The organism is Neobacillus sp. NPDC093127 (genome assembly GCF_044754175.1).
GTDB lineage: Bacteria > Bacillota > Bacilli > Bacillales > Cytobacillaceae > Neobacillus.
Genome location: NZ_JBIVOP010000001.1, coordinates 639,481 through 661,939, shown reverse-complemented (window position 1 = coordinate 661,939; position 22,459 = coordinate 639,481). Strand labels below are relative to the sequence as shown.

The window sequence follows — 22,459 nt, the reverse complement described above, 5'->3', positions numbered from 1 at the left end:
AAGCCCTTTTATCGTTTCAAAAAATGCGAGAATCGGGTAAAGGCCCCCGTCTGTCCAAATTAGGGAAATCAGGACAAATAGAAGGCCTTAGGAAGGGAAAATACATAAAAAACAATGAAGGTTTGTGAAAAAATCCAATAAAATTCACAAAGTATGTGAAATATGGCTTAGGAATGGAATAAACTCCAACTTAATCGACAGTCTCGGTTTTCCGATTAAGCAAAGAAAAATTACCCGTTTTCACGTTTTTAGAGTCAATAGTCGGAATCTCTCCGTCTATTTAAGCAATTTTCAGTGCCATTTCTTAATTAAGAGAAATTTCTCCGCTTATATATCAAACCATGTTGATTCCTCATTTGTGTCCGCTCTTTTATGGTTGGCGTGAGAAAAAATGGATATTAAATTGACTTAGTATCAATGAACTGAGCCATTTTATTTTTAAATGCAAAAACATATACAAAAGGCAGTACAAATTGGGATACATTTTCGATTGCATTTTCGGGTTTTGCGACAGTAAACGGAACCCGATACCGAATGCGCAGGTTTTTCCTTTTCTTTTTCTTTTTTGCATTAAAATGATAAAGTAAGTTAACTATTGAACATGTTTCAAAAGATATGTTATATTAATAGTTAAAAATTAAGCGAATCTTTTGATAAAGAGAAGGTGTAAGATATGGCAGCAGAATTGAAATTGAATGACAGCAGTCTTCCATTGCGTCGCGATGTAAAATTACTTGGAAAAATGCTCGGCGAAATACTTGTCAATCATGGAGGTCCTGAACTTTTTGATAAGGTCGAGAAAATACGACTGATGTGTAAAACACTAAGGACTGAATTTGATCAAGAAATTTATGATGCCTTAAAAGAAGAAATTTCTAACATAAGCTCTCCTATGAGGAAACAAGTCATTCGAGCGTTTTCAATGTATTTCCATTTAATTAATGCGGCAGAGCAGAACCACCGAATTCGGAGACGGAGACACTACCATCTACAAGACGATTCTATTGTGCAGCCAGCATCAATTGAGAGTGCGGTAGTTGCACTGAAGGAAAACGATATTAAAGAAGATAGGATTCAAAATATCCTTCATACATTATCTCTTGAATTAGTCATTACAGCTCATCCTACCGAGGCAACAAAGCGTTCCATTCTTGAAATACAGCAGCGAATTGCTGTTATTTTAAAAAATCTAGACCATCCGTTACTTACGAACAGAGAACAAAAAAAGCTAGAAGAGAGCTTGTTTAATGAAGTGACTATTCTTTGGCAGACGGATGAATTACGGCACCATAAGCCGACCGTTTTGGACGAGGTCCGTAACGGACTTTATTATTTTGACCAAACCCTTTTTGATGTTCTACCGGAAATTCATCAAGAAGTAGCCAATTGTCTTGAAAAAAATTATTCGCACTCTTCGTGGGATGTTCCTAATTTCCTTCGTTTTGGTTCATGGATTGGCGGCGATCGTGATGGGAATCCAAATGTAACCCATAATGTGACATGGGAAACATTAGAACGGCAAAGAAGGCTCGTTCTTAAAAAATATAAAAATGTTTTAGTTGATTTAATGAAACGATATAGCCATTCAACAACAAGGGTTGAGGTTAGTGAGGAGCTTCTTTTCTATCTTAATAGCCAAGAGGATTTATTTTTACCAGAAGAGAAAAAATGGCCAGTAAAAACAGAAGTTTATCGCCGTGCTTTTGCCATAATGATTGAGCGGGTAAAACAAGTAGGAAAATCAGACTTAGGCTATCAATCTGCTGAAGAATTATTAGAAGATTTATCCATCATTAATAGAAGCTTAAATCAACATCACCCAGCTGCCCATGAACTAAAAACGATTCAAAAGCTGATTCGTCAAGTCCAGCTATTTGGATTTCACTTAGCCACACTGGATATCCGCAACCATAGCGGTGAGCATGAGGCAGCAATCACAGAAATACTGCGTAAAGTCCGTATTTCTGAAAATTATGCCCTGCTTTCTGAAGAGGAAAAAATGGAGATTTTGCAAAAAATCCTCTTGGACCCTCGTCCTCTCCTATTGTTAGATGAGGATTACTCGGAAGAAACACAGGAAATGATTAAAGTGTTCCAAATGATAAAGAAGGCGCATGATGAATTCGGAAAACGGTCGATTTCTGTGTATCTTGTCAGTATGACAAAATCGCCAAGCGACCTGTTAGAGGTGCTCGTTTTAGCAAAAGAAGCCGGCCTCTATCGGCTCCATGCAAATGGAATATTGGAAAGTCATTTACATGTTGCGCCATTACTGGAAACAATTGATGATTTAAGCGCGGGTCCAAAAATCATGGAAACACTTTTCGAGATGCCGGTTTACCGCAATCATTTACAAATACTGGGCGACCAGCAGGAAATTATGCTTGGTTATTCGGACGGAAGTAAAGACGGCGGGACGTTAACTGCTAACTGGAAGTTGTACAAAGCGCAAATTGAAATTCACGAAATGGCGAATAGGTATCAGATTGGTCTGAAGTTCTTCCATGGCCGGGGCGGTTCATTGGGACGGGGCGGCGGTCCATTAAATAAAAGTATCTTATCCCAACCAGCGGAAACAATTGGAGATGGAGTCAAAATTACCGAACAGGGTGAAGTGTTATCCTCCCGTTACTTGCTTGAGGATATCGCTTATCGCAGCTTGGAGCAGGCGACATCAACCTTGCTCCTGGCGGCAGCACATGTCTCTAAAGAACCAGCACATGGGCAGCTGCGTGAACCGGATTGGGAAGAGGCAATTGAGGAAATTTCTAGTGCTGCGTTGGCTAAATACCAATCGCTTGTGTTTGGAGACCCGGATTTCCTTACCTACTTTACGGAAGCAACACCCTTAAGGGAATTAGGTGACTTAAACATTGGCTCACGACCGATGAGCCGGAAAAATCGCGGCCGATTTGAAGACTTAAGAGCAATTCCATGGGTATTTGCTTGGACACAAAGCCGCCAGCTGCTTCCAGCTTGGTATGCTGCTGGTACAGGCCTAGCAAGTTTTGCTTCGAAAGGGGAACAACATTTGCAGCTCCTGCAGCAAATGTATGTGAAGTGGCCGTTCTTTCAATCGACAATTGATAATCTTCAGATGGCATTAATGAAGGCAGATATAACAACGGCAAAAGAATATTTAACACTTGTTGAGGATGCCGCAATCGCTGAAAGGATATTTAATAATATTCTCGAAGAGTATGAAAAAACAAAAGCTATTTTACTTATGATTACAGGCGATAATGAATTACTTGATCATACCCCAAATATCCAAGAATCCGTGTATCGCCGAAATCCGTATGTTGACCCGTTAAATTTTTTGCAGGTAGAGCTAATTAAAGAATTGCGCAAACAAGATGTGCCAAATGATGAACTTCTTACCGAAGTATTGCTTACAATTAGCGGCATATCCGCGGGATTACGCAATACCGGCTGATAAAGCTTTTTAAACCCACAAACTCTTAATCAATAGAGGTTGTGGGTTTTTGTTGTTAATAAAAAGTATGAACATTCAATGAACTTTTCATAAATGAATGGTTATTCATTCATTTATGCGCAGAATTCGACAATTTCTGGAATAGTTTACATGATATATTTTACCCAGAATTAGAAAAGGAGTGAAGGAAAAAAGTGTAGTGGGCTTTTAATAAAAGATTGATGGTCCTGGAGGGATGTTCGATGGCAGTAAAGGAAAGAGTCTTACAAGAGAACCTAAATATCGCTGCAATGATTGATGTTTTAGCGAAAAACGGAGCAATGGCTTTAGGGGAATTCCGTTGCTACAACCAAGAAATGGTAGACGAAATTGTTAAGCAAGTCGCATTATCTGCTCTTGAAAATCATAGGGAGCTAGCAAAGCTTGCAGTTGAAGAAACCAAAAGAGGCGTATATGAGGATAAAGTTTTCAAAAATATGTTTGCTACAGAGTGTATTTATAACAACATCAGGGATATGAAAACGGTTGGAGTAATAAGTGAAAATGAGAGTGAGGGTATGGTTGAAATGGCCGAGCCAGTAGGTGTCATTGCCGGAGTCATCCCAATTACCAACCCGACTTCCACCGTCATCTTTAAATCTTTGATTTCACTTAAAACGAGAAATCCAATCATCTTTGCCTTTCCTAAATATGCTCAAAAATGCTGCGTGATTACTGCCAAGCTGCTTAGAGAAACTGCTGTAAAGGCTGGTGCTCCTGAGAACTGCATCCAATGGATTGAAATTCCATCCCATGAAGCATTTCAAGCCTTAATGAAACATCCGAAGATTTCGCTCATACTTGCAACTGGCGGGCCGAGCCTAGTAACGGCCGCTTACAGTTCCGGGAAACCTGCACTTGGCGTAGGCGCCGGAAACGTGCCTTGTTATTTTGAAAAAACGGCCGATATTAAACGCGCGGTCAACGACCTTATATTATCGAAAACATTTGATAACGGTATGATTTGTGCTTCGGAACAAGCTCTTATTATTGATAACGAAATTTATCAAGAAGTAAGAAATGAATTAGTAATGAACAACTGTTATTTCCTTAACGAAGAAGAGCGGAAAATGCTAGAGGGAATTGCGATAGACCCAAAAACGTCTTCCCTTAATCCTATGATTGTCGGCTTACCGGCGTTTGTAATTGCAAAAATGGCTGGGATAAATGTGCCTGTTAATACGAAGATTTTAATCGCAGAAATAGAAGGAGTAGGGCCGAAATACCCGTTATCGTGTGAAAAGTTAAGCCCAATTTTAGCGTGTTACAAGGTTAATAGTTTTGCTGAAGGTCTCCTCATTGCTGAAGGAACGTTGGAATATGGAGGTCTTGGTCATTCAGCCGCCATCCATACGACTGACCAGGATGTGATTGAAAGTTTCGCTGCACGGATGAAAGCGGGAAGAATTATTGTCAATACACCATCCACCCATGGAGCAATTGGGGATATATACAACACATCTTTACCGTCCTTAACAATTGGGTGCGGCACTTATGGAGGGAACTCAGTGTCACAGAATGTTGGAGCAGTAAATTTAATTAATATCAAAAAAGTAGCAAAACGCAGAACGATAACTCAGTGGTTTAAAGTCCCTTCACAAGTATTCTTTGAGAAAAACTCGATTCAGACTCTTGCTGCAATTCCTGAAATTTCAAGGGCGTTTATTGTTACAAGCGGAAGCTCGATGAAAAACGGCTACGTCGATAAAGTCCAATATTATTTAAAAAAGAATCCAAACCACATCCATTCGGAGGTTTTCTTTGATATTGAACCTGAACCTTGCATCGAAACCGTTATGAATGGGGCGGAACGGATGAGAAAGTTTCAGCCTGACTTTATCATTGCCCTTGGCGGGGGTTCGGTCATAGATGCCGCAAAAGCGATGTGGCTGTTTTACGAACACCCTGATACCGACTTTAAAAGCTTAACGCAAAAATTCTTTGACCCTAGTAAGAGAGTAGTAAAATTTCCTGCCCTGCGTAATAAGGCAAATTTCATTGCCATTCCGACGACTTCAGGAACAGGATCAGAGGTTACAGCCTTCTCGGTTATATCGGATAAAAAGGCAAGTAGGAAGTATCCGCTTGCTGACTTTCAACTGACACCAGATGTAGCAATCGTCGATCCGCAGTTTGTGATGACAGTCCCAAAATCTGTTACTGCTGACACTGGGATGGATGTTTTAACCCATGCAATTGAAGCGTACGTTTCCGTGTTGGCGAATGACTATACCGATGGTCTGGCTTTAAAAGCGATTCAGCTTGTATTTGAATTTTTGCCAAGGGCTTATCAGGATGGCAGCGATGAGCTTGCGCGTGAAAAGATGCACAACGCATCGACGATTGCGGGGATGGCATTTGCTAATTCCTTCTTAGGGATAAACCATAGCCTTGCCCATGTTCTAGGTGCTGAGTTTAATATTCCGCACGGACGTGCAAATGCAATCCTGCTGCCGCATGTTATTCGCTTTAACTCAATGAAACCAAATAAATTTATGACTTTCCCTAAATATGAGCACTTCATTGCTGACAAACGCTATGCAGAAATCGCCAAAATGCTTGGTTTGCCCGCAAGTACGACAGAGGAAGGAATAAATAGCCTAATAGATAAGATTATTGAACTTGCAAAGGAGCTAAATATTTCAATGAGCATCAAAGCGAATGGTGTCGATGAAATAGAATTCGAAAGCATGGTCGACACCCTTGCGGAACATGCCTTTGACGACCAAGATACGATTGCCAATCCGAAAATGCCGCTGGTAACTGAACTTGTGGAAATTTTCCGCCAAGCTTATAAAGGGGTTTAGAAAAAAATCTTTTTTAAATTTCCAACATAAAAAAGGTGACGCTTTCATTGTTTGGAATTTGAAGGAAAAATAAGGAGGGGAAAAATGTGGAATATCAGAAAAAACCATGGTTAAAATTTTATGATCCCAGAATTAGTAAAGAAGTTTCAATTGAGTATGATTCGTTATTTGATCTATTGAACCAGGCGGCCAATATTCATAATGAAAAGCCGGCACTGACCTTTTTCGGGAGGTCATGGAGCTATAAAGAAACCAGAATGATAGCTGAATGGCTCGCTGCTTCATTATATCGGGTTGGATTTAAAAAGGGTGACAGGATGGCGCTTATGCTGCCTAACTGTCCGCATTATATATTTAGTTTATTCGCCTCATTTCGCTTAGGCGGAATTGCTGTGCAAGTAAATCCAATGTATGTCGAACGAGAAATTGAATATGTCTTAAATGATTCTGAGGCTGAATACATGGTTGTTTTTGAAGCACTTTATCCTAGAGTGAAGCAAGTTCAACCTAGAACGTCATTGAAGAAGGTTATCGTCGTCGGTTTTGGCGGTAAAAGAGTTGAACTTGCCGATGGAGACCTGTATTTTGAAGATTTTCTAACACATGACAATTGTTTTCCTGAAATCCCGATAGATATTCATGAAGATGTAGCAATTTTACAATACACCGGCGGCACAACGGGGGTTTCAAAAGGAGTCATGCTGACACATCATAACCTTTTGGCCAATATTATTCAGGTATGTGACTTCACCTATAATGCTGTCGAAGAAAAACCGGAAAACTTTAAAATTGTCAGTGTCCTGCCAATGTTTCATGTGTACGGACTCTCTTGTAATGCTCTATCTGGAATAAGAATTGGCTGTAACCAGCTTATCTTGCCTCGCTTTGATGTTAATGAAGTACTAGAACTTATCAAACGGGAAAAGCCATTCCAAATGACGGCTGTTCCAACGATGATATTCGCTTTGAATAGCCACCCTGATTTAGAAGAGAGCAATATTGGTGATATTTATTATTTGAGCAGCGGTGGTGCACCACTTCCAGTCGAGCAGGTTAAATTCTTTGAGAAGCGAGTAGGGAAACGATTAGCAGACGGCTACGGACTTTCAGAGACGGCTCCATCCGCTATCTCCACACCTCCATTTCTACCGCGCAAATTAGGAAGTGTAGGGATTCCTTTACCTGGAACAGAAGCGAGAATTGTAACAGAAACGGCTGAAGGCTTTGTCGATGTTCCTGTCGGGGAAGCAGGTGAGTTAATCTTACGCGGACCTCAGGTTATGAAGGGGTATTGGAAACGCCCTGGGGATACCGAGATGGTGTTAAAAGATGGCTGGCTCTTTACCGGTGATATCGCCAAAATGGATGAAGATGGATATTTTTATATTTTGGATCGCAAGAAAGCTATGATCATTGCCAGCGGCTATAACGTTTACCCTCGCGAGATTGAAGAAGTATTGTACCAGCATGAAGGGGTTGAAGAGGCAATCGTTGTTGGCATTCCTGACACTTACCGCGGAGAAACCGTAAAAGCATTTGTGAAGATTAAGGCAGGTATCTCGATTGCACCAGACAAACTAATCGCTTTTGCGAAAATTAATCTTGCTCCATATAAAGTACCGAGAGAAATCGAAATTCTGGATGATCTCCCTAAATCCTCAGTTGGTAAATTGTTAAGGAGAATGCTCAGGAAAGAGGAAGAAAAAATTAAAGCTTAAATTCAGAATCTATTCCAACCACACACTAGAAGCAGCTCGAGAAGTTGTTTACACCCTCTACAGAAAAAACTTCATAGAAAATCACTAGATACCATCGAAGCGCACAATGAGACAATATTACCTTTGAAGGGATGCAAATAATATGGAAGACAAAAATGAAAAAGAAGTAGTTGAAAACATAGTAGTTGAAAATGAAGGGGAAGAACAGCTTACCAGCTTAGATATTCTATGGGGGCATGTTTTCGGCGAGTTAGACCAATGGGCAAAACACTCTGATTACCGCGATGAGATTTTTCTGAACGAAGCTAAGTACTTTGCTGAAAGTGTAAAGAGAAATCAGGGAAATATGAAAGAAATCGCTGAGCAATTTAATAAAGAATTTGCTGAATGGGAAAGAACAGCCAGAGAAGAATTTTTAATGTCAACTACCAGCCTTCAGCATTTCTTCCCGATTAAATCCTATGAGGAAATAAATGCCCAGATTGATCACTTCCAAAAGAAAACAATGTCGATTCTTACTGCACCATGTCAAACCATATCAAAAAACCTGACAATGGATAAGTACCTTGAAATCATCGATCAATATATTGCGCTTCGGAAAAAAAGCAGGTTGCAATATATTAAAACCGTTAAGCAGGCTGGAAATTTAGTCTATGAAAATCAAAAAGGATTCGTCAATCTGTTTGCAAGACAAATCAAAACCTTGATGTTCCCGCTTAATAAATATTTAGAAAAAGCTGAAGAACTTACAAAATCATAAAACCAAGGGGGGCTTACATCATGTCTACTGGAAAAACATTTGATCCATTCGAAGGCTTACAGCTTGTTAGTGAGATGTGGGAGAAACAATTAAATGGTCTATTATACAAGTTGACTGATAATAAGGAATTTGTTCAAACCGCCAATATCGGACTTGATGTCTATTCCCGTTATCTGGAGAGATTTAGGAAAAACCAAGAGATTATTGCGGCTTTAATGAATATTCCTACCAAAAAAGATATTTCAAATGCAGCAAAAATGTCGATACAGGCAGAAGAAAAAATCGACAATCTAGAAGAGCAAATTTGGAGTTTACAAGATGGTCTTAACTTGGCGAATAAAGGGAATTTAGAAATGTTTCAAGAAATGGTGCGAATTGTCAAGCAGCTGCAGACTGAATTTCAAACTATCGCACAAGAAGTTTCGGAAACCAAAATAATGAAAGCTGACCTTCAGGAAATACGCCAGGGTCTTGTCGATATGAAGATCATTCAAGTAAACCTCAAGGAATTACGCAAGGAAATAGACGGACTTAAAAGCCTTAAGGCAGATAGTCAGACAGAGCCTGCTGCCGCTATGAAGACCGTTATCGAAAAAGAGAAACCAAAACAGAAGAAAGAACAGGAAAAAAAGCAGAAGAAAGAACTAGTGCTCACCGGAGCTGACCCATCTAAAAAACATTGAAAGGAGTAAAGTAAATGAGCACTAATGCATTAGGAATTAACCTGAGTCCACAGTTAAAAAGAGAAGCTAAACGGTGGAATCAGCTTTATAAAATTATGACTGAACCAAAGCCCGATATCGTGCCCACACCAAGAGAGTGCGTTTGGAAAAGGAATAAAACAACCTTGTGGTTTCACCCTGCGAAAGAGAAAAGATATGAAACTCCAATATTTTTAGTCTATTCGCTATTGAATAAAGTCTACATTCTAGACGTAGGTGAAGGGAGTAGTGTGGTTGGGGGTCTTACAGAACTTGGCTACGATGTCTATCTTTTAGATTGGGGTTCACCTGGGCTTGAAGATAGGGAACTTACACTAGATAATTATATAGTTGATTATTTAGAAAATGCGGTTAAACGGGCATTAAGGCATTCCAAGGCACACGATATAACAATGGCCGGATATTGCTTAGGAGGTACGACTGCGGCCATTTTAACTTCAATTACTAAACTGCCTATAAAGAATTTAGTTCTTGCGGCTGTTCCAATCGATTTTAGTATCGGTATCGTGCCTGATAAGTGGCTGGAAGGAATTCAAAAGGGCCAGCTTAGTTTTGATCGGTTTGCTGACGCACATGAAACGATTCCATCAGAATTTCTGTATTTGATGTTTAGGATGCTCTCACCCGTTTACGGAAGCCCGAAAATCAATCTGTTTACCCGGGTACATGATGAAAAATATGTAGAAAAGTGGCGCAGGATGGACAAGTGGACAAAGGATACGGCCACGTTTGCAGGAGCTGCCTTTAAACAATTGTTTAATGACTTTTATAAAGATAACAAACTTCTAAAGGGAGAATTATTGATTGGCGGCAGGAAAGTAGAATTGAAAAATATTAAGTGTCCGCTTTTCGTCTTTTCTTGTTCGCGCGACAATCTTATTTTAGAGCAGCAAAGTCTTCCTGTCATGGAGCTGGTTTCAAGTGAAGATAAGACATATAAGGTTTTTGAAGGGGGCCATGTATCGCTGGCATTGACAGGAGCTTTCGCTGGAATTATGGACCCATGGCTATCCGCCCATTCAGAAGAAATTCTATGAAGTAGACTGATAAATGGAGTGTTTTTAGATAAAATTTTTAACGGGAAGGACCGCCATCCTTCCCATTAAAAATAAATTATGAAGCGAGTGTTTGCTGATTGAGGAATTTCCGCAGCAGCTGGTTAAACCGGTCTTTTGCTTCTAGTTTGGCAATATGGCCGGTATTCCTCAAAATTATAAATTCTGAGTGTGGAATCAGCTTGTGCATACGAGCTTGAATCCAGACAGGTAATACGGAGTCATACTGTGAACCGATAATTAGGGTTGGGATATTTACCATTGGTAATAATGTTAAATTATTGACCTCTAAACATGCTTCAAAGGATTTAATAAAAATTTGCTGCTTAGGTTTAAAAATGTCAGCAAACTTTTCAACGGTGTCTTTCTTCCAAGAAAATAGTGCCATCCTTGAAAGATAATCAATTTGTTTTCCTTTTACTGAAAGAGCTTCAAACTTTGCTTTATGTTTTTTTAATAATAATGCCTTAATAATATTTGGCAAATAGTGAAAAGAGCTGATCAACATAAGAGAACGGCATAAATCGGGAGCTTGTCGATAGATTTCCTGGGCAACGGCACCGCCCATTGAAAGACCAAGTATGTGAACGCTTCTAATTTCTAGCTCTTTCAACAAGCTAATCACATCAGCAGCAAAATTTTGAATAGAAATACCATCTGTTTTCGTACATGCACCATGACCCCGTAAATCAGGAATAATCAACTCATACTGATCAGCCAATTCATATTGATTTTGCCAACCTTCTTTTACCTCGCCCAAACCATGAATCAATACCACTGGTTCACCGGAACCAAAATGCAAATATGGGACTCCAGCCTTACTTATTTTAGCCTTTTCCATTTTACACCACCTTCTTATTTTTAATAGTTTATTACCAAGTTTCCTAAATTGTAAACTCTAAAGTCTTGTTAAAATGATATTTATTGAATATCTTGACAAAATATTACTTATAGATGTAAAATACATATAGGTGAGGTGATAAAGATATGGTAAACCAAGATAATCAATCAGTCAATCCATCCAAAAATTTTGTTCTGCCATTTATTTTATTGCTTCTTAGCAAAGTTTCTCTTCATGGGTACGAACTCAGCCAAAGATTAGAGGCATTCGGGTTTAAGACACTGGATCAGGGTAATTTGTACAGATTATTAAGACAGTTGGAAAAGGACGAACTGCTTTCATCAGAATGGGATACAACTGGAAGTGGTCCTGCGAAAAGAAGATATTCCATAACAAAAGCTGGTATTACATACTTAAAAGGCTATGCCAATCAACTAGAAACCTATCAATCACTATTAGATCAATTCTTCAAGATGTATACCAGTTTCTTTGAGCTCTATATTCCTTCATTTCAGAAGAAGGATCCAATAGAGAAAGTAAATAATAGTAGGAGGAGGAAAGACGATGGCACAGAAGAAAATGGAAACAGCTCCAGCCGCTGATGAAAAAGTGATTCCAGCAGCGGTGGATCCAATTGCTGCCGGTTCATTTGTCAACACATTTTGGGATCAGTTTGAGCAATCGCGTGAACGTGCACTCAAGCTTCGAGAGAATCGGGAGGAAGCCTATCTTAATGCATTAAGGGAGGTCATCAAGTTCAATAAGCAATACCGAAAGTCGATTGGTAAGTTATATGAGCAGGCCAAAAAGACAAATAAGGATATGGTTGCAGAACTGATGAATCAATTTAATGGCGGCAAAGAAGATTTGAAAGAAGAAGACGTTCCAGTTAATGACCGAGAGGAACTTAAACAACAATTGATAGAGGTTTCTGGTCAATTGGAAAAGTTAGCACTTACACCAATAAGATCTATTTTCCATATCGTCGATCAGTTAGAGGATAATGTGGAAAGAAATGCAGAATCTAGTGCAGCCTATGCGCGTGAACGAAGAAACGCATGGTTTCTGGTTAGAAAAAAATATGTTAAATTAGCGAGAAACACTCATTTAAATCTTGTTGACCGCGGTCGAAATAGTTTTAAAGAACTAGTAAAAATACAATAACGTTAATCTGAATAATAAGGAGAATTAACAACATTGATTGACAAAATAATCCTTGAAAAAAGTTAGAACCACAATTTTCTTTTAAATAAAAGAGATTGTGGTTTTTCTATTTTCTAGAATGAATGAAATCCAGCCGAAAAAACCTTTTGAAATGTAACTGTAATAAAAAAATAACTTATTTGACAAATTCAGATGATATACTTCTAATTGAGATAAAAGAGGATGATATTGGTAATTATTTGTGAAATTCATCATACATAGAATAAATGTATGGCTGACCAAAGGGCCATGATAAATAGAATATTGTCATTTTCTGTGAAGAAAGCAGGGGACTAGAATGAAAAAGAAGCTTACCGCACTTAGTATGACTATTATCCTGGGAATTGAAGGCGTATTCACATTTCCCGCTGTAAAGGCAGAGGCTACAAGCATCAAAAGCGTTCAGGAGCAGCGATTAGGTATTCAAACAGATATTTCAAAAGCGAATCAGGAAATTTCTGAGGTTCAAGATGAATTAGCTAAATTAACGGAACAGATTAATAGAGTTGAACAGGCTATTCATGACAATAATAACATGATTGTCCAGACAGAAGAAAAAGTAAAAGCTTCTCAGGCAGAAGTGGCAGGGCTTCAGCAGGAAGTGAATAAGATTCAAGATAGAATCGATAAACGGAATGAAATACTAAAAAAACGTGCTTTGTCTCTCCAAGAAAGTGGAGGAAAGGTGAACTATATAGATGTTCTCCTCGGAGCTTCAAGCTTTAGTGATTTTGTTGATAGATTCGGTGCGGTTGTAACAATGGTAGAAGCGGATCAAGATTTAGTGAAACAGCATCAAGAAGATCAGAGAGCAGTCGTAAAGAAACAAACTGCAGTTGAAAAAAAGCTTGATAATTTAAAAGACATGAAGACGGAGCTTGAAGGGATGCAGGCTCAGATTTTAGAACAAAAAGAGCAAAATGATGCCTTAAAAGAAGAACTTAAGTTAAAAGAACAAGCAAAACTTGCTGATATGGCTGAGTTACAAGAGAAAGATAGTACACTCGCAATAAAGGAAGTGGAGCTTAATACCGCGGCTCAAACTTCTGTTGACACGTATACAGCTGATCTGAATGTTTCGATACCAACAACAGCAAATGAAGCGATAAACATTGTAATCCATGCAGGAGAAAGGTATATTGGGAACTCCGTTTATGTTTTTGGCGGCGGCAGAAATGCCTACGATGTTGCCCATGGAAGATTTGACTGTTCTGGATTTGTTGCATGGGCATTCGCGCAGGCAGGCATTAATGTCGGTGCTCACACGGATATCTTGAAGAATACCGGAACGAGGGTGCCGATGAGCGAAGCACGTCCAGGGGACCTAGTATTCTTTGATACTTATAAAATCGACGGCCATGTGGGGATTTACCTTGGCGGCGGAAAATTCATTGGTTCACAAAGTTCAACTGGAATTGCCATTGCCGATATGACATCACGGTACTATGCAGAACATTTTAACGGTCGTGTCATGAGGATTATCAATAACTAGGAAAAGCGGAAGCGCCTTTGTCAGATGGTACTGTAGTAAGCATGAAAGAAGCGATGCTTCATTGGCATCGCTTCTTTTTATTGCTGTTGAATGCTATTAATTAACTTTTCTAAGACTGCTTTCATATAAAGGAGTTCTTCCTCGCTTTTCGGTTCCATTTCGACCTTACCGCCATCATTGAAACTTAAATTGAATTGAGGGAGACTTAAGTTATCAGCTGTTACTTGGTGGGCCAATAGTTTAACATTTTTCAAGCCGATATTACCAGCCGATGGTAAATAGTGTTCACTGAATTCAGCGTTGGTAATATGTAAGCTTAAATGATTAAAAAGAGCAGAATCCTTATGGGTGATTTCAATCGTAATAAGTCCCTTTGGAGTTTCGACTAATTTCTTAATAATCAAGTTCTTAGCTGAAAGATTATCAAACTTTAATTCCAGCATCGGCCGATCTTTTTGTTCTGATGTATCACCTGTAATCATAACAGGATTTCTCATCGTACCTTCCATTTGTTTAGCCTCAATAATAAATCCAATGATTGTCGGATTACTAGCAAAACTATCCTTGGTAAGTAAGAACAGCCCGCTAAAGGTAAGAACCAATACAATAATTATCTTAATAGTATTATTTCTGCGTATCAATACGATCACCATTTCTATGAATGCTATAGGTACTGATTATTCCGGTAAAACTTCCTTCCCCGAAGCAATTTCCTTTTCAGCAATACGATCGCTATTCGACTGTTTCTCCAAATCAAGAGCGGCAAGCTCCGGTTTCCAGGCAATTAGCATTGAACCTCCAACAATTCCAAGAAGTGTGCCGATTAGGAAACCGCCTAATGCCCCCATAATCGATAAAACAGATGAAAAAATTCCTAGAACTCCAAACAGGGTAGAAAGCTTAGGCATGATATATGCTAGGACGCCCATTATTAATGTAAGACCTCCTAAAAGGAAGCCAACAACAATAATGCTCCCGGGAGCAGCTGCAATTTCATATAGCTGTGCAGGAACCATTAAAATGATTAATCCTGATAAAATAGACAAGGTCGCCCCCCAAAAAGGGCGCCTTGCTCTCCAATTCTTAAACCTTTTACGTTTTGAATCATTAGAGCTCATTTTTATCATCCTTACTTGTTAGTCCTTTGATGTTCTAGATTATTTTAGTGTTATTGTTTTTCAAAAGAAACTTTCATGCCATTCAGAGATACTGTTTTTTGGAAAAGATACACTGTTTCAAGTATTCCATTCTTGATGGTAATGTTATTTGCCGTTTGTGTAAAATGTTCAGCTGCTGCCCCGGCAAGTACCTTAGGGTCGCTAAGGTCTCGATCCCCAACATATTTCTCTGCCATGGTTAGTTCGTTAAACGTAGCATCACCTGTTACTAAGGTTGCTTTTTGTTGTAGCCCAGTAATTGTAACTGGTTTTTCAGCAGTAATTACAGCATTAATCCCTAAAAACGGAATAGGTTTTGAGATTTTCAAATTTTTAATTGTCGCACTATCAATTTCGTTAACCGCAACGGGATTATTCTGTTTCATAGCACTATCAGCAAGGCTGCCATAAAGTTTAAATCCTGTACCTGTCATCTCATCGAAGCTGACGGTAAACCCGCCCACCAATGGTATTGCTGCGGCCATACCGGTTAGCCCAAAGGTACCTAGAAGTGCCCCTAAAAATAAAAACCCTCCTACTAATGCAATGATGAGTTTCTTCTTGATTGTTTGCCCTCCGATAATAATTGTTTCGGCTGTCATACACTCTTTCCTCCCTTTTTGTTTTAAAAAGTGAAAGCGCTTAAACAATAATTAATTGCTTACACCATTCGTCACAATTTTATGACAAGTAAATAAATTAAGAAATCCCTACATTTGTAGGAAGTTTTTCCTATACTTGAACAAGAAAGGACAAGCTACTACAAAATAACCAAAATGATTGATAAAAAGAAGGAATTTTGACAGTCTTAGCTGAATTATCTATAGAAATAAACGAATTAATAAATAAGATAAACAACAGCTTAGATTTTCCGGGAAGGAGAATGATGAAATTGTCGAAGTCATTAAATCACCATTTGGATCATCTTTTAAATGATGCTGTTAAAATGTTATCTTCTTATCAAGAGGACCTATTACAGGAATGGGGATTCATGCTCCAATCTCTTAAAAATACGAATAAGAAATCAGTGGTGGTTTTTGAATTTATAAGCGAATTTCTAGAAAGGTTTTTACGGTCAGTAAATGAAGGTACCGTTGATATATATCGGATGTTGAATGAACTTCAGGAGGGTTGGTTCACCTATTTCCAAAGGTGTCCGGAACCAGAGGCACTTATCTTTCATATCAATCTGTTGGAAAATGCTGCACATAAGGTTCTGAAATCGAGAAATGCTTATTCCTCGAAATTACATCCTTCAGTCCATTACTTATTTTCGAAAATTAGTGAAGTCATGCTTTTTCAATCGGAAAAAGAGAATCATAGTATTTGGAAGGATGCTGTTATCTTATTTAATGAATGGATTATCCGCTCGCAAAATTTTCAGGAGTCAATCGAAAATATTTGCTATGGATTTGGCTACTTTCTTCCCTTTGAACGATGTGCCCTTTTTAAGTTTGCCAATAAGGAAAGTGTAGGGGTTGGCTTATTTGGACATCATTTAAACAATGCAGAGGTCCAAGCAATTGCCGTAAAAATCGCCAATATCCCAGTGCTCAATCAAAGTCTCGTGAAGTTAAAATCACAGGGTCACGAGATGAAAAATTTTCAGCCAATTTACATTCCTTCGGCAGCAATCGACCTTCCAGAAAAGTATGTAGAAAAATTCGAACTTACTTCCTTAGTTATTGTACCGATTTATGTTCCAGAGGAGGGGAAAATAATAGGTGGGGTTGTTTTGGATCAAGGCCCGGGCAAGCAGTTTACTGTCGATACTAGTCTTTTTCCCGCATTGATGAAATTTGGCCAAAGTTCTGGAGAATTGCTATCAAAGTACATTGAAGCAGATATTAAAAAGGACAACCTGCCTAAAAAGGATTCCATCTCCTTATCACCAAGAGAAACAGAAATTATTAAGCTGTTGGCGGACGGTGCTTCAACAGCAGAGGCAGCATTAAAGCTCTATTTAAGTGAATTTACGGTTAGAGATTACATTTCAAATATTATGAAAAGACTGAACGCACAAAACAGGACAGAAGTTGCAGTAAAAGCCATACGAATGGGAATAATTGACTGAAATAAAGGAGAACAGAAATAAATGTGGCTGGGTTATTAGGCCGCATTTTTTTAATTTGTACATGATAAGAAATGGGCTTAGTCTTTTTTTGTAACCTACCCAATATGGATATGTGTCTATCGCACATTTTTATCTAGGTGAATAGGATATAAAGAAATCAAAAAAAGGAGGTAATGTAAATGTCAGGTGTAGCAGCTGGCTACGGCGGCGGATTTGCCCTACTAGTCGTTTTGTTCATTTTGTTAATCATTATCGGGGCAGCTTGGGTTTACTGAGTTTAATATAGAGAAAAAGGAGGTAAAAAATATGTATGGATATGGTGGCTTTGGCGGCTGCGGTTATGGCGGCTGTGGGTACGGGGGCGGAGTTGGCTTTGGCGGCGGCTTTGCTTTAATCGTGGTGTTGTTTATTCTTCTAATTATTGTAGGTGCAGCTTGCTTTAGATTTTAATCCATGAACCCGCTTGAAAACTCAAGCGGGTTTTTTGGATTAATGCCTCCCGGACATTTTCCAATCACTAAATGCGTCAATTTCCGTTGATATCTTTTTAAGAGCATAGGCAATTACGGCGGCATCATCGATGAAACCCATGCCGATGATAAAGTCGGGGATTAAATCAAGTGGTGAAACGAAATACAAAAGGGCCCCGATGACGGTAATAATGGTCTTGGTGGAGACATTTCGATATTCACCTTTTGAATATGCTTTTACTAAATCAATAAATAATTGCAGTTTATTCCAAGCATCCCCTAAGTTTCCCTTTTTTCGCTGTGCTTTTTTTCTTGCTTTATTTAACAGTTGTTGCGTTTTTTGCTGATTGGCAAGATAATCCTTCGCTTCGTCAGCATATTTATGCTGCTCTCTTTCAAGGATAACATTTTTCCTAAACAAACTGCTCACTTCCTTTTTATTAGTTTACCACGAAGGCGAAAATCCATTAGATTTTTGAATAATTTATACGAAAAATCCAGATGCCAATTACGACACCTGGATTTCATTTTACACGAGGACGAGATCATCGACATTCAGATTGGATTTTTCCGAGACAATTTCTTCAATTTCAGATCCTTCTAAGGTTTCGTTTTTTAATAAAGCCTTGACTAATTGTTGATACTGAGGTTGATGGCCTTTTATTAGAATTTCCGCTTTCTCTATCCCTTTTGCAAAGAGTTCTTGCATTTTCGTTTCTTGATCCTGCTTGTTAAAAGTAAGTGTAAAACCATCCTGAAGCATTCCTGTATCCACCATTTGCTCGATGATATGCTTTGCCTGCTGTACGTCGCCGCTAACCCCGATACTGTGTTCACCAAGAAACATTCTTTCTGCTACACCACCGGCAAGCACCATAGCGACACGATCTAGGAGGTCACTGGTAGTCGACAAATGGAGTTCTTTTGGGATTGGGGCTACATAGCCGAGTGCTTCTCCCCGTGGGATAATGGTTGCTTTTCGAACTGAACCAGGCTTGGTTAGCGATGCGACAATCGCATGACCGGCTTCATGAATAGCAACTCTGCGTTTTGTATCATAATCCTGCAAAGTCCGTGAAGTGCTCCCAAGGATTGTCCGATCAAGGGCATAATCAAGGTCATGTTTTTGAATCATGTCCTGTCCGCTTTGAACGGCGCGCCTGCTTGCTGTCTCAAAAAGGGATTGAAGTTCGGCGCCTGAAAATCCTGATGTGCTTTCCGCAAGCTCATCTAATGAAGCATAGACATCTTTAGCAAGTGATTTTCCTTTTGAATGAATATCAATGATTTCTCTTCTTCCTTTCGTATCAGGAAGTGGTACTTGGAAGGAGAAGTCGATTCTTCCTGGACGGAGGAAGGCTTCATCAAGCATGTCTTTTCTATTTGTTGCGGCGATAAATAAAATTCCGTCATTAGAATGACCGCCATCAAGCTGAACAAGCAGTTCAGTAAGGGTTTTTTCTGCTTCCTCGCCGCCATGTGCTTTCCGCTTTCCAGCTAATGCATCAACTTCATCGATGAAAATTACGGCAGGCCCTTGTTTTCTAGCAGCTTGGAATAAAGACCGGACACGACTTGCACCAACTCCAACAAAAAGTTCATTGAAAGCGGAACCGCTCGCAGAGAAGAATTCGGCATTTAATTCCCGCGCGATTGCCTGGGCTAACAAGGTTTTGCCTGTTCCAGGAGGTCCGAATAATAGAATTCCTTTGGGCGGTTTTATTCCTAATTTTGCTGCGCGTTCCGGTTCTTTTAAGGTTGAGAGTGTTTGTAGAATTTCTTCTTTCATTTCTTCCCCAAGTCCGCCTACATCCCTTAAGGTGATAGAAGGCAGCGGGCGCGGCTTGGCAACGCTGTTTTTCATTGAATTATGAAGGCCGAATCCGCCTTTCTTTTTTTGCAGGAGAAATCCAGCAGTTAAGAGGAGGAGAATAACTCCTGCCATAATCCATTTACCGTAACGGCTGTTGGTGGAATAGGAATAGTTGATATTGTACTTTTCTACCAGTTTGTCAATCATTTGACTGTTTGGTGGAACATGAGAAATGAATTCTGATTTTCCGGCTTTCAGATAAAGGCTGCCGTCAGATTCTTCCATAAGTGTGACTGTTTTCCCATTTTGCTCTTGAATGGTTTTTTCGACAGAAGAAAAGGGGATAACGATTTGATTATTGGTAGTTTGGATAAACCAAATGATTCCGGCAATCACTATTATAAATGCTGCGAACAGCGGAATAAATTTAGAAACTATTTTTTTACTTTGATTCATTCTATTCATCTCCTTAAAAAAGGTCATAATCTATTATACTGGAATTTCCAGAAAAATGGGCATGGGAATCGGTGGAAGAAAGAAATGCTGCAATGTATTCGGACACACCAGCCTTTACTAGGCAGGTGTGTCTTTTGAATAATAACAGAATTTATATCATTGTACTTTGAGAATTGTCCAGCGCAAGCGCCCTAGCGGCTAATGTCCTTCGCTCTCCGCCCTACGATAAGTCAACATCGGATCGCTCCGCTCTCCGTGTTTCCTTTATCTCAGTTGGAGAGCTCCAGGCCATACGCCGCTGACCAGGGCGCTTGCGCTTTTCTTATTTATGATAATAATCGAAGGTGCGGGATGATGGGCATTAACACACTTTGCGCTAGAACACCAAAACTTACTCCGACACTGGATGCTTTACTCCATTTGAAAACATGAATTTTTTCGTCACGATCTTCATACAAAAATAATAGCTGTTCTCCTTCTTCCGCAATCCCAATTTTATTAATAGTAACGTTGTTTTGCTTTAGGACAATTTCGAACGCTTTATGCAATAATGCAAGGGTTTGTTGATCAAAATGCTTAATTTCCATATTTCCTCCTAGGGGAATCATAATGTATATTATCATTATATTATTTTACCATAAGGGATAAAAGATAAATTATTGTCCATCTATTGAAATATTGCAAAGTTATCGTTCGCTCTGATATGATTGAAGGTATGATTAAAAATTTATTCATTCTCACAAAGAGAGGAAGACATGATGGGTAAGAACTTTAAAGAAGAAGTATTAACACGCCGAACATTCGCGATTATTTCCCATCCGGATGCCGGGAAAACAACGCTCACAGAAAAATTACTATTATTTGGCGGAGCTATTCGCGATGCTGGTACGGTAAAAGCGAAAAAAACAGGGAAATTTGCTACGAGTGACTGGATGGAAATTGAAAAGCAGCGGGGAATCTCCGTAACCTCCAGTGTGATGCAATTTGATTATGATGGATTCCGGGTCAATATTTTGGATACTCCTGGACACCAGGATTTCAGTGAAGATACGTACAGAACCTTAATGGCTGTAGATAGTGCGGTAATGATTATTGATTCGGCAAAAGGGATTGAGGAACAAACACTTAAACTTTTTAAAGTGTGCCGGATGCGCGGTATCCCGATTTTTACGTTTATAAATAAGCTGGACCGCCAAGGAAAATCACCGCTTGAGCTTTTGGCTGAATTAGAAGAAGTTCTCGGAATTGAATCTTATCCGATGAACTGGCCGATTGGGATGGGGAAAGAATTTCTTGGCATCTATGACCGTTTTAATAACCGGGTCGAGCAATTTCGTGTAAGTGATGCAGATCGATTTATTCCGGTAAACGATAATGGCGAAATTGCCGGTGATCATCCGTTAAAATTATCTGGTCTTTATGATCAAACACTGGATGAAATTTTGCTTCTAAATGAAGCAGGGAATGAGTTTTCTGCAGAAAAAGTGGCAGCAGGTTCCTTGACGCCTGTTTTCTTTGGTAGTGCATTAACAAATTTTGGAGTTCAGACATTTCTTGAGTCTTATCTGAAATTTGCACCTGCACCAATGGCCCGTAATTCATCGATTGGAGAAATTGACCCATTAGGGGATCAATTTTCAGGTTTTGTCTTTAAAATTCAAGCCAATATGAACCCAGCACACCGTGACCGGATTGCCTTTGTACGGATCTGTTCGGGGAAATTTGAACGTGGAATGACGGTTAATGTTCCTCGGTTGGCTAAACAAATCAAGCTTTCACAATCGACCTCGTTTATGGCTGAAGAACGGAATACGGTGGATGAGGCCGTCAGTGGGGACATAATTGGACTTTATGACACGGGCACCTATCAAATAGGGGATACTCTGACAACTGGTAAAGATAATTTTCAATATGAAAAATTGCCGCAGTTTACACCAGAATTATATGTCAGGGTATCCGCGAAAAACGTTATGAAACAAAAGTCCTTTTATAAAGGAATCCAGCAGCTTGTTCAAGAAGGAGCAATCCAGCTTTACAAAACGATTAAAACTGATGATTATTTATTGGGTGCAGTTGGGCAGCTGCAGTTTGAAGTATTTGAGCATCGAATGAGAAATGAGTATAATTCAGAGGTTATAATGGAGCGGATGGGTTCGAAGATAGCACGCTGGATTGAAGGAGATACGGTTGACGAGAATCTTTCTAGTTCCCGGAGCCTGCTTGTAAAGGACCGTTATGGCCATTATGTGTTTTTATTTGAGAACGACTTTGCCCTTAGATGGTTCCAAGAGAAAAATCCAAACGTTAAACTGTATAATCCAATGGATCAGCATGAATAACAATAAAGCAGCGGGGAAGAATCCCGCTGCTTTTATGTATTTTAAGCAAATTAGGTTGGGAAAATAATTGGTAAAGT

General features: G+C 39.3%; 20 protein-coding genes. 13 read left to right on the top strand and 7 right to left on the bottom strand.

Features of this window, described 5'->3' with window-relative positions; translation table 11 throughout:
- Positions 1–673: 673 nt before the first annotated feature.
- From ppc to ACIQCO_RS03255, 6 genes are all read left to right on the top strand, one after another.
- Positions 674–3,436 (top strand): phosphoenolpyruvate carboxylase, encoded by a 2,763-nt coding sequence (gene ppc, locus ACIQCO_RS03280; protein ID WP_400425874.1) that lies wholly within the window; start codon positions 674–676, stop codon positions 3,434–3,436.
- A 242-nt stretch (positions 3,437–3,678) separates the two neighbouring features.
- Positions 3,679–6,282, top strand: coding sequence for a bifunctional acetaldehyde-CoA/alcohol dehydrogenase (adhE, locus tag ACIQCO_RS03275; RefSeq protein WP_400425872.1), 2,604 nt, complete (start codon positions 3,679–3,681; stop codon positions 6,280–6,282).
- An 86-nt stretch (positions 6,283–6,368) separates the two neighbouring features.
- A complete protein-coding gene (locus ACIQCO_RS03270) occupies positions 6,369–8,000 on the top strand; it encodes a long-chain-fatty-acid--CoA ligase (protein ID WP_400425870.1) in 1,632 nt (543 codons plus the stop codon).
- 142 nt (positions 8,001–8,142) lie between these two features.
- On the top strand, positions 8,143–8,760 hold the full coding sequence (locus ACIQCO_RS03265; protein ID WP_400425868.1) for a hypothetical protein: 618 nt from the start codon (positions 8,143–8,145) through the stop codon (positions 8,758–8,760).
- A 20-nt stretch (positions 8,761–8,780) separates the two neighbouring features.
- On the top strand, positions 8,781–9,443 hold the full coding sequence (locus ACIQCO_RS03260) for a polyhydroxyalkanoate biosynthesis repressor PhaR (protein ID WP_400425866.1): 663 nt from the start codon (positions 8,781–8,783) through the stop codon (positions 9,441–9,443).
- A 14-nt stretch (positions 9,444–9,457) separates the two neighbouring features.
- Positions 9,458–10,519, top strand: coding sequence for an alpha/beta fold hydrolase (locus ACIQCO_RS03255; protein ID WP_400425864.1), 1,062 nt, complete (start codon positions 9,458–9,460; stop codon positions 10,517–10,519).
- A 76-nt stretch (positions 10,520–10,595) separates the two neighbouring features.
- Here ACIQCO_RS03255 and ACIQCO_RS03250 read toward each other — a convergent pair whose 3' ends face one another.
- The gene (locus ACIQCO_RS03250; RefSeq protein WP_400425862.1) at positions 10,596–11,378 is read right to left on the bottom strand and encodes an alpha/beta fold hydrolase; all 783 of its coding nucleotides are present in this window, start codon (positions 11,376–11,378) and stop codon (positions 10,596–10,598) included.
- 146 nt (positions 11,379–11,524) lie between these two features.
- On the opposite strand from ACIQCO_RS03250, the gene phaQ reads away from it, so the two are divergent.
- The 3 genes from phaQ to ACIQCO_RS03235 all read left to right on the top strand — a co-directional run bounded on the left by phaQ (position 11,525) and on the right by ACIQCO_RS03235 (position 14,073).
- Entirely contained in the window at positions 11,525–11,980 is a 456-nt protein-coding gene (gene phaQ / locus ACIQCO_RS03245; RefSeq protein WP_400425860.1) for a poly-beta-hydroxybutyrate-responsive repressor, read from the top strand.
- Positions 11,943–12,542 carry a hypothetical protein gene (locus ACIQCO_RS03240; RefSeq protein ID WP_400425858.1) on the top strand — a complete coding sequence of 200 codons (600 nt, stop codon included), beginning with the start codon at positions 11,943–11,945 and terminating at the stop codon, positions 12,540–12,542. The genes phaQ and ACIQCO_RS03240 overlap by 38 nt, the downstream gene beginning before the upstream one ends.
- A gap of 337 nt (positions 12,543–12,879) precedes the next feature.
- A complete protein-coding gene (locus ACIQCO_RS03235; protein WP_400425856.1) occupies positions 12,880–14,073 on the top strand; it encodes a coiled-coil domain-containing protein in 1,194 nt (397 codons plus the stop codon).
- Positions 14,074–14,150: 77 nt separating this feature from the next.
- On the opposite strand, the gene ACIQCO_RS03230 is transcribed toward ACIQCO_RS03235, so the two are convergent.
- Genes ACIQCO_RS03230 through ACIQCO_RS03220 form a run of 3 tightly spaced genes read right to left on the bottom strand, consistent with a single transcriptional unit; the run spans position 14,151 to position 15,832 of the window.
- A complete protein-coding gene (locus tag ACIQCO_RS03230; protein WP_400425854.1) occupies positions 14,151–14,723 on the bottom strand; it encodes a hypothetical protein in 573 nt (190 codons plus the stop codon).
- 27 nt (positions 14,724–14,750) lie between these two features.
- Positions 14,751–15,191 (bottom strand): DUF6114 domain-containing protein, encoded by a 441-nt coding sequence (locus ACIQCO_RS03225; protein ID WP_400425852.1) that lies wholly within the window; start codon positions 15,189–15,191, stop codon positions 14,751–14,753.
- Positions 15,192–15,241: 50 nt separating this feature from the next.
- The gene (locus tag ACIQCO_RS03220) at positions 15,242–15,832 is read right to left on the bottom strand and encodes a DUF6230 family protein (RefSeq protein WP_400425850.1); all 591 of its coding nucleotides are present in this window, start codon (positions 15,830–15,832) and stop codon (positions 15,242–15,244) included.
- A gap of 284 nt (positions 15,833–16,116) precedes the next feature.
- Between ACIQCO_RS03220 and ACIQCO_RS03215 the strand changes: the two genes are divergently transcribed.
- The 3 genes from ACIQCO_RS03215 (at position 16,117) to ACIQCO_RS03205 (ending at position 17,754) form a co-directional block, all read left to right on the top strand.
- On the top strand, positions 16,117–17,304 hold the full coding sequence (locus ACIQCO_RS03215) for a response regulator transcription factor (RefSeq protein WP_400425848.1): 1,188 nt from the start codon (positions 16,117–16,119) through the stop codon (positions 17,302–17,304).
- A gap of 179 nt (positions 17,305–17,483) precedes the next feature.
- On the top strand, positions 17,484–17,579 hold the full coding sequence (locus ACIQCO_RS03210; RefSeq protein WP_082804835.1) for a YjcZ family sporulation protein: 96 nt from the start codon (positions 17,484–17,486) through the stop codon (positions 17,577–17,579).
- Between the two features lie 31 nt (positions 17,580–17,610).
- The gene (locus tag ACIQCO_RS03205; RefSeq protein ID WP_082804834.1) at positions 17,611–17,754 is read left to right on the top strand and encodes a YjcZ family sporulation protein; all 144 of its coding nucleotides are present in this window, start codon (positions 17,611–17,613) and stop codon (positions 17,752–17,754) included.
- A gap of 39 nt (positions 17,755–17,793) precedes the next feature.
- On the opposite strand, the gene ACIQCO_RS03200 is transcribed toward ACIQCO_RS03205, so the two are convergent.
- The 3 genes from ACIQCO_RS03200 to ACIQCO_RS03190 all read right to left on the bottom strand — a co-directional run bounded on the left by ACIQCO_RS03200 (position 17,794) and on the right by ACIQCO_RS03190 (position 20,630).
- Positions 17,794–18,195: a YkvA family protein gene (locus ACIQCO_RS03200; protein ID WP_400425845.1), complete on the bottom strand. Its 402-nt coding sequence runs from the start codon at positions 18,193–18,195 to the stop codon at positions 17,794–17,796.
- 108 nt (positions 18,196–18,303) lie between these two features.
- The gene (locus ACIQCO_RS03195) at positions 18,304–20,043 is read right to left on the bottom strand and encodes an AAA family ATPase (RefSeq protein ID WP_400425843.1); all 1,740 of its coding nucleotides are present in this window, start codon (positions 20,041–20,043) and stop codon (positions 18,304–18,306) included.
- A 326-nt stretch (positions 20,044–20,369) separates the two neighbouring features.
- The gene (locus ACIQCO_RS03190; RefSeq protein ID WP_400425841.1) at positions 20,370–20,630 is read right to left on the bottom strand and encodes a hypothetical protein; all 261 of its coding nucleotides are present in this window, start codon (positions 20,628–20,630) and stop codon (positions 20,370–20,372) included.
- A 171-nt stretch (positions 20,631–20,801) separates the two neighbouring features.
- On the opposite strand from ACIQCO_RS03190, the gene ACIQCO_RS03185 reads away from it, so the two are divergent.
- Entirely contained in the window at positions 20,802–22,382 is a 1,581-nt protein-coding gene (locus tag ACIQCO_RS03185; RefSeq protein ID WP_400425839.1) for a peptide chain release factor 3, read from the top strand.
- Positions 22,383–22,459 lie beyond the last annotated feature (77 nt).

What these genes read in the sequence shown, in the direction of transcription:
- ACIQCO_RS03235 (WP_400425856.1), top strand. Translation starts at nt 12,880, where the DNA reads ATGAAAAAGAAGCTTACCGCACTTAGTATGACTATTATCCTGGGAATT.
- ACIQCO_RS03265 (WP_400425868.1), top strand. Translation starts at nt 8,143, where the DNA reads ATGGAAGACAAAAATGAAAAAGAAGTAGTTGAAAACATAGTAGTTGAA.
- ACIQCO_RS03220 (WP_400425850.1), bottom strand. Translation starts at nt 15,832, where the DNA reads ATGACAGCCGAAACAATTATTATCGGAGGGCAAACAATCAAGAAGAAA.
- ppc (WP_400425874.1), top strand. Translation starts at nt 674, where the DNA reads ATGGCAGCAGAATTGAAATTGAATGACAGCAGTCTTCCATTGCGTCGC.
- ACIQCO_RS03195 (WP_400425843.1), bottom strand. Translation starts at nt 20,043, where the DNA reads ATGAATCAAAGTAAAAAAATAGTTTCTAAATTTATTCCGCTGTTCGCA.
- ACIQCO_RS03215 (WP_400425848.1), top strand. Translation starts at nt 16,117, where the DNA reads ATGAAATTGTCGAAGTCATTAAATCACCATTTGGATCATCTTTTAAAT.
- ACIQCO_RS03260 (WP_400425866.1), top strand. Translation starts at nt 8,781, where the DNA reads ATGTCTACTGGAAAAACATTTGATCCATTCGAAGGCTTACAGCTTGTT.
- ACIQCO_RS03190 (WP_400425841.1), bottom strand. Translation starts at nt 20,630, where the DNA reads ATGGAAATTAAGCATTTTGATCAACAAACCCTTGCATTATTGCATAAA.
- adhE (WP_400425872.1), top strand. Translation starts at nt 3,679, where the DNA reads ATGGCAGTAAAGGAAAGAGTCTTACAAGAGAACCTAAATATCGCTGCA.
- ACIQCO_RS03185 (WP_400425839.1), top strand. Translation starts at nt 20,802, where the DNA reads ATGGGTAAGAACTTTAAAGAAGAAGTATTAACACGCCGAACATTCGCG.
- ACIQCO_RS03205 (WP_082804834.1), top strand. Translation starts at nt 17,611, where the DNA reads ATGTATGGATATGGTGGCTTTGGCGGCTGCGGTTATGGCGGCTGTGGG.
- ACIQCO_RS03240 (WP_400425858.1), top strand. Translation starts at nt 11,943, where the DNA reads ATGGCACAGAAGAAAATGGAAACAGCTCCAGCCGCTGATGAAAAAGTG.
- ACIQCO_RS03250 (WP_400425862.1), bottom strand. Translation starts at nt 11,378, where the DNA reads ATGGAAAAGGCTAAAATAAGTAAGGCTGGAGTCCCATATTTGCATTTT.
- ACIQCO_RS03225 (WP_400425852.1), bottom strand. Translation starts at nt 15,191, where the DNA reads ATGAGCTCTAATGATTCAAAACGTAAAAGGTTTAAGAATTGGAGAGCA.
- phaQ (WP_400425860.1), top strand. Translation starts at nt 11,525, where the DNA reads ATGGTAAACCAAGATAATCAATCAGTCAATCCATCCAAAAATTTTGTT.
- ACIQCO_RS03255 (WP_400425864.1), top strand. Translation starts at nt 9,458, where the DNA reads ATGAGCACTAATGCATTAGGAATTAACCTGAGTCCACAGTTAAAAAGA.
- ACIQCO_RS03210 (WP_082804835.1), top strand. Translation starts at nt 17,484, where the DNA reads ATGTCAGGTGTAGCAGCTGGCTACGGCGGCGGATTTGCCCTACTAGTC.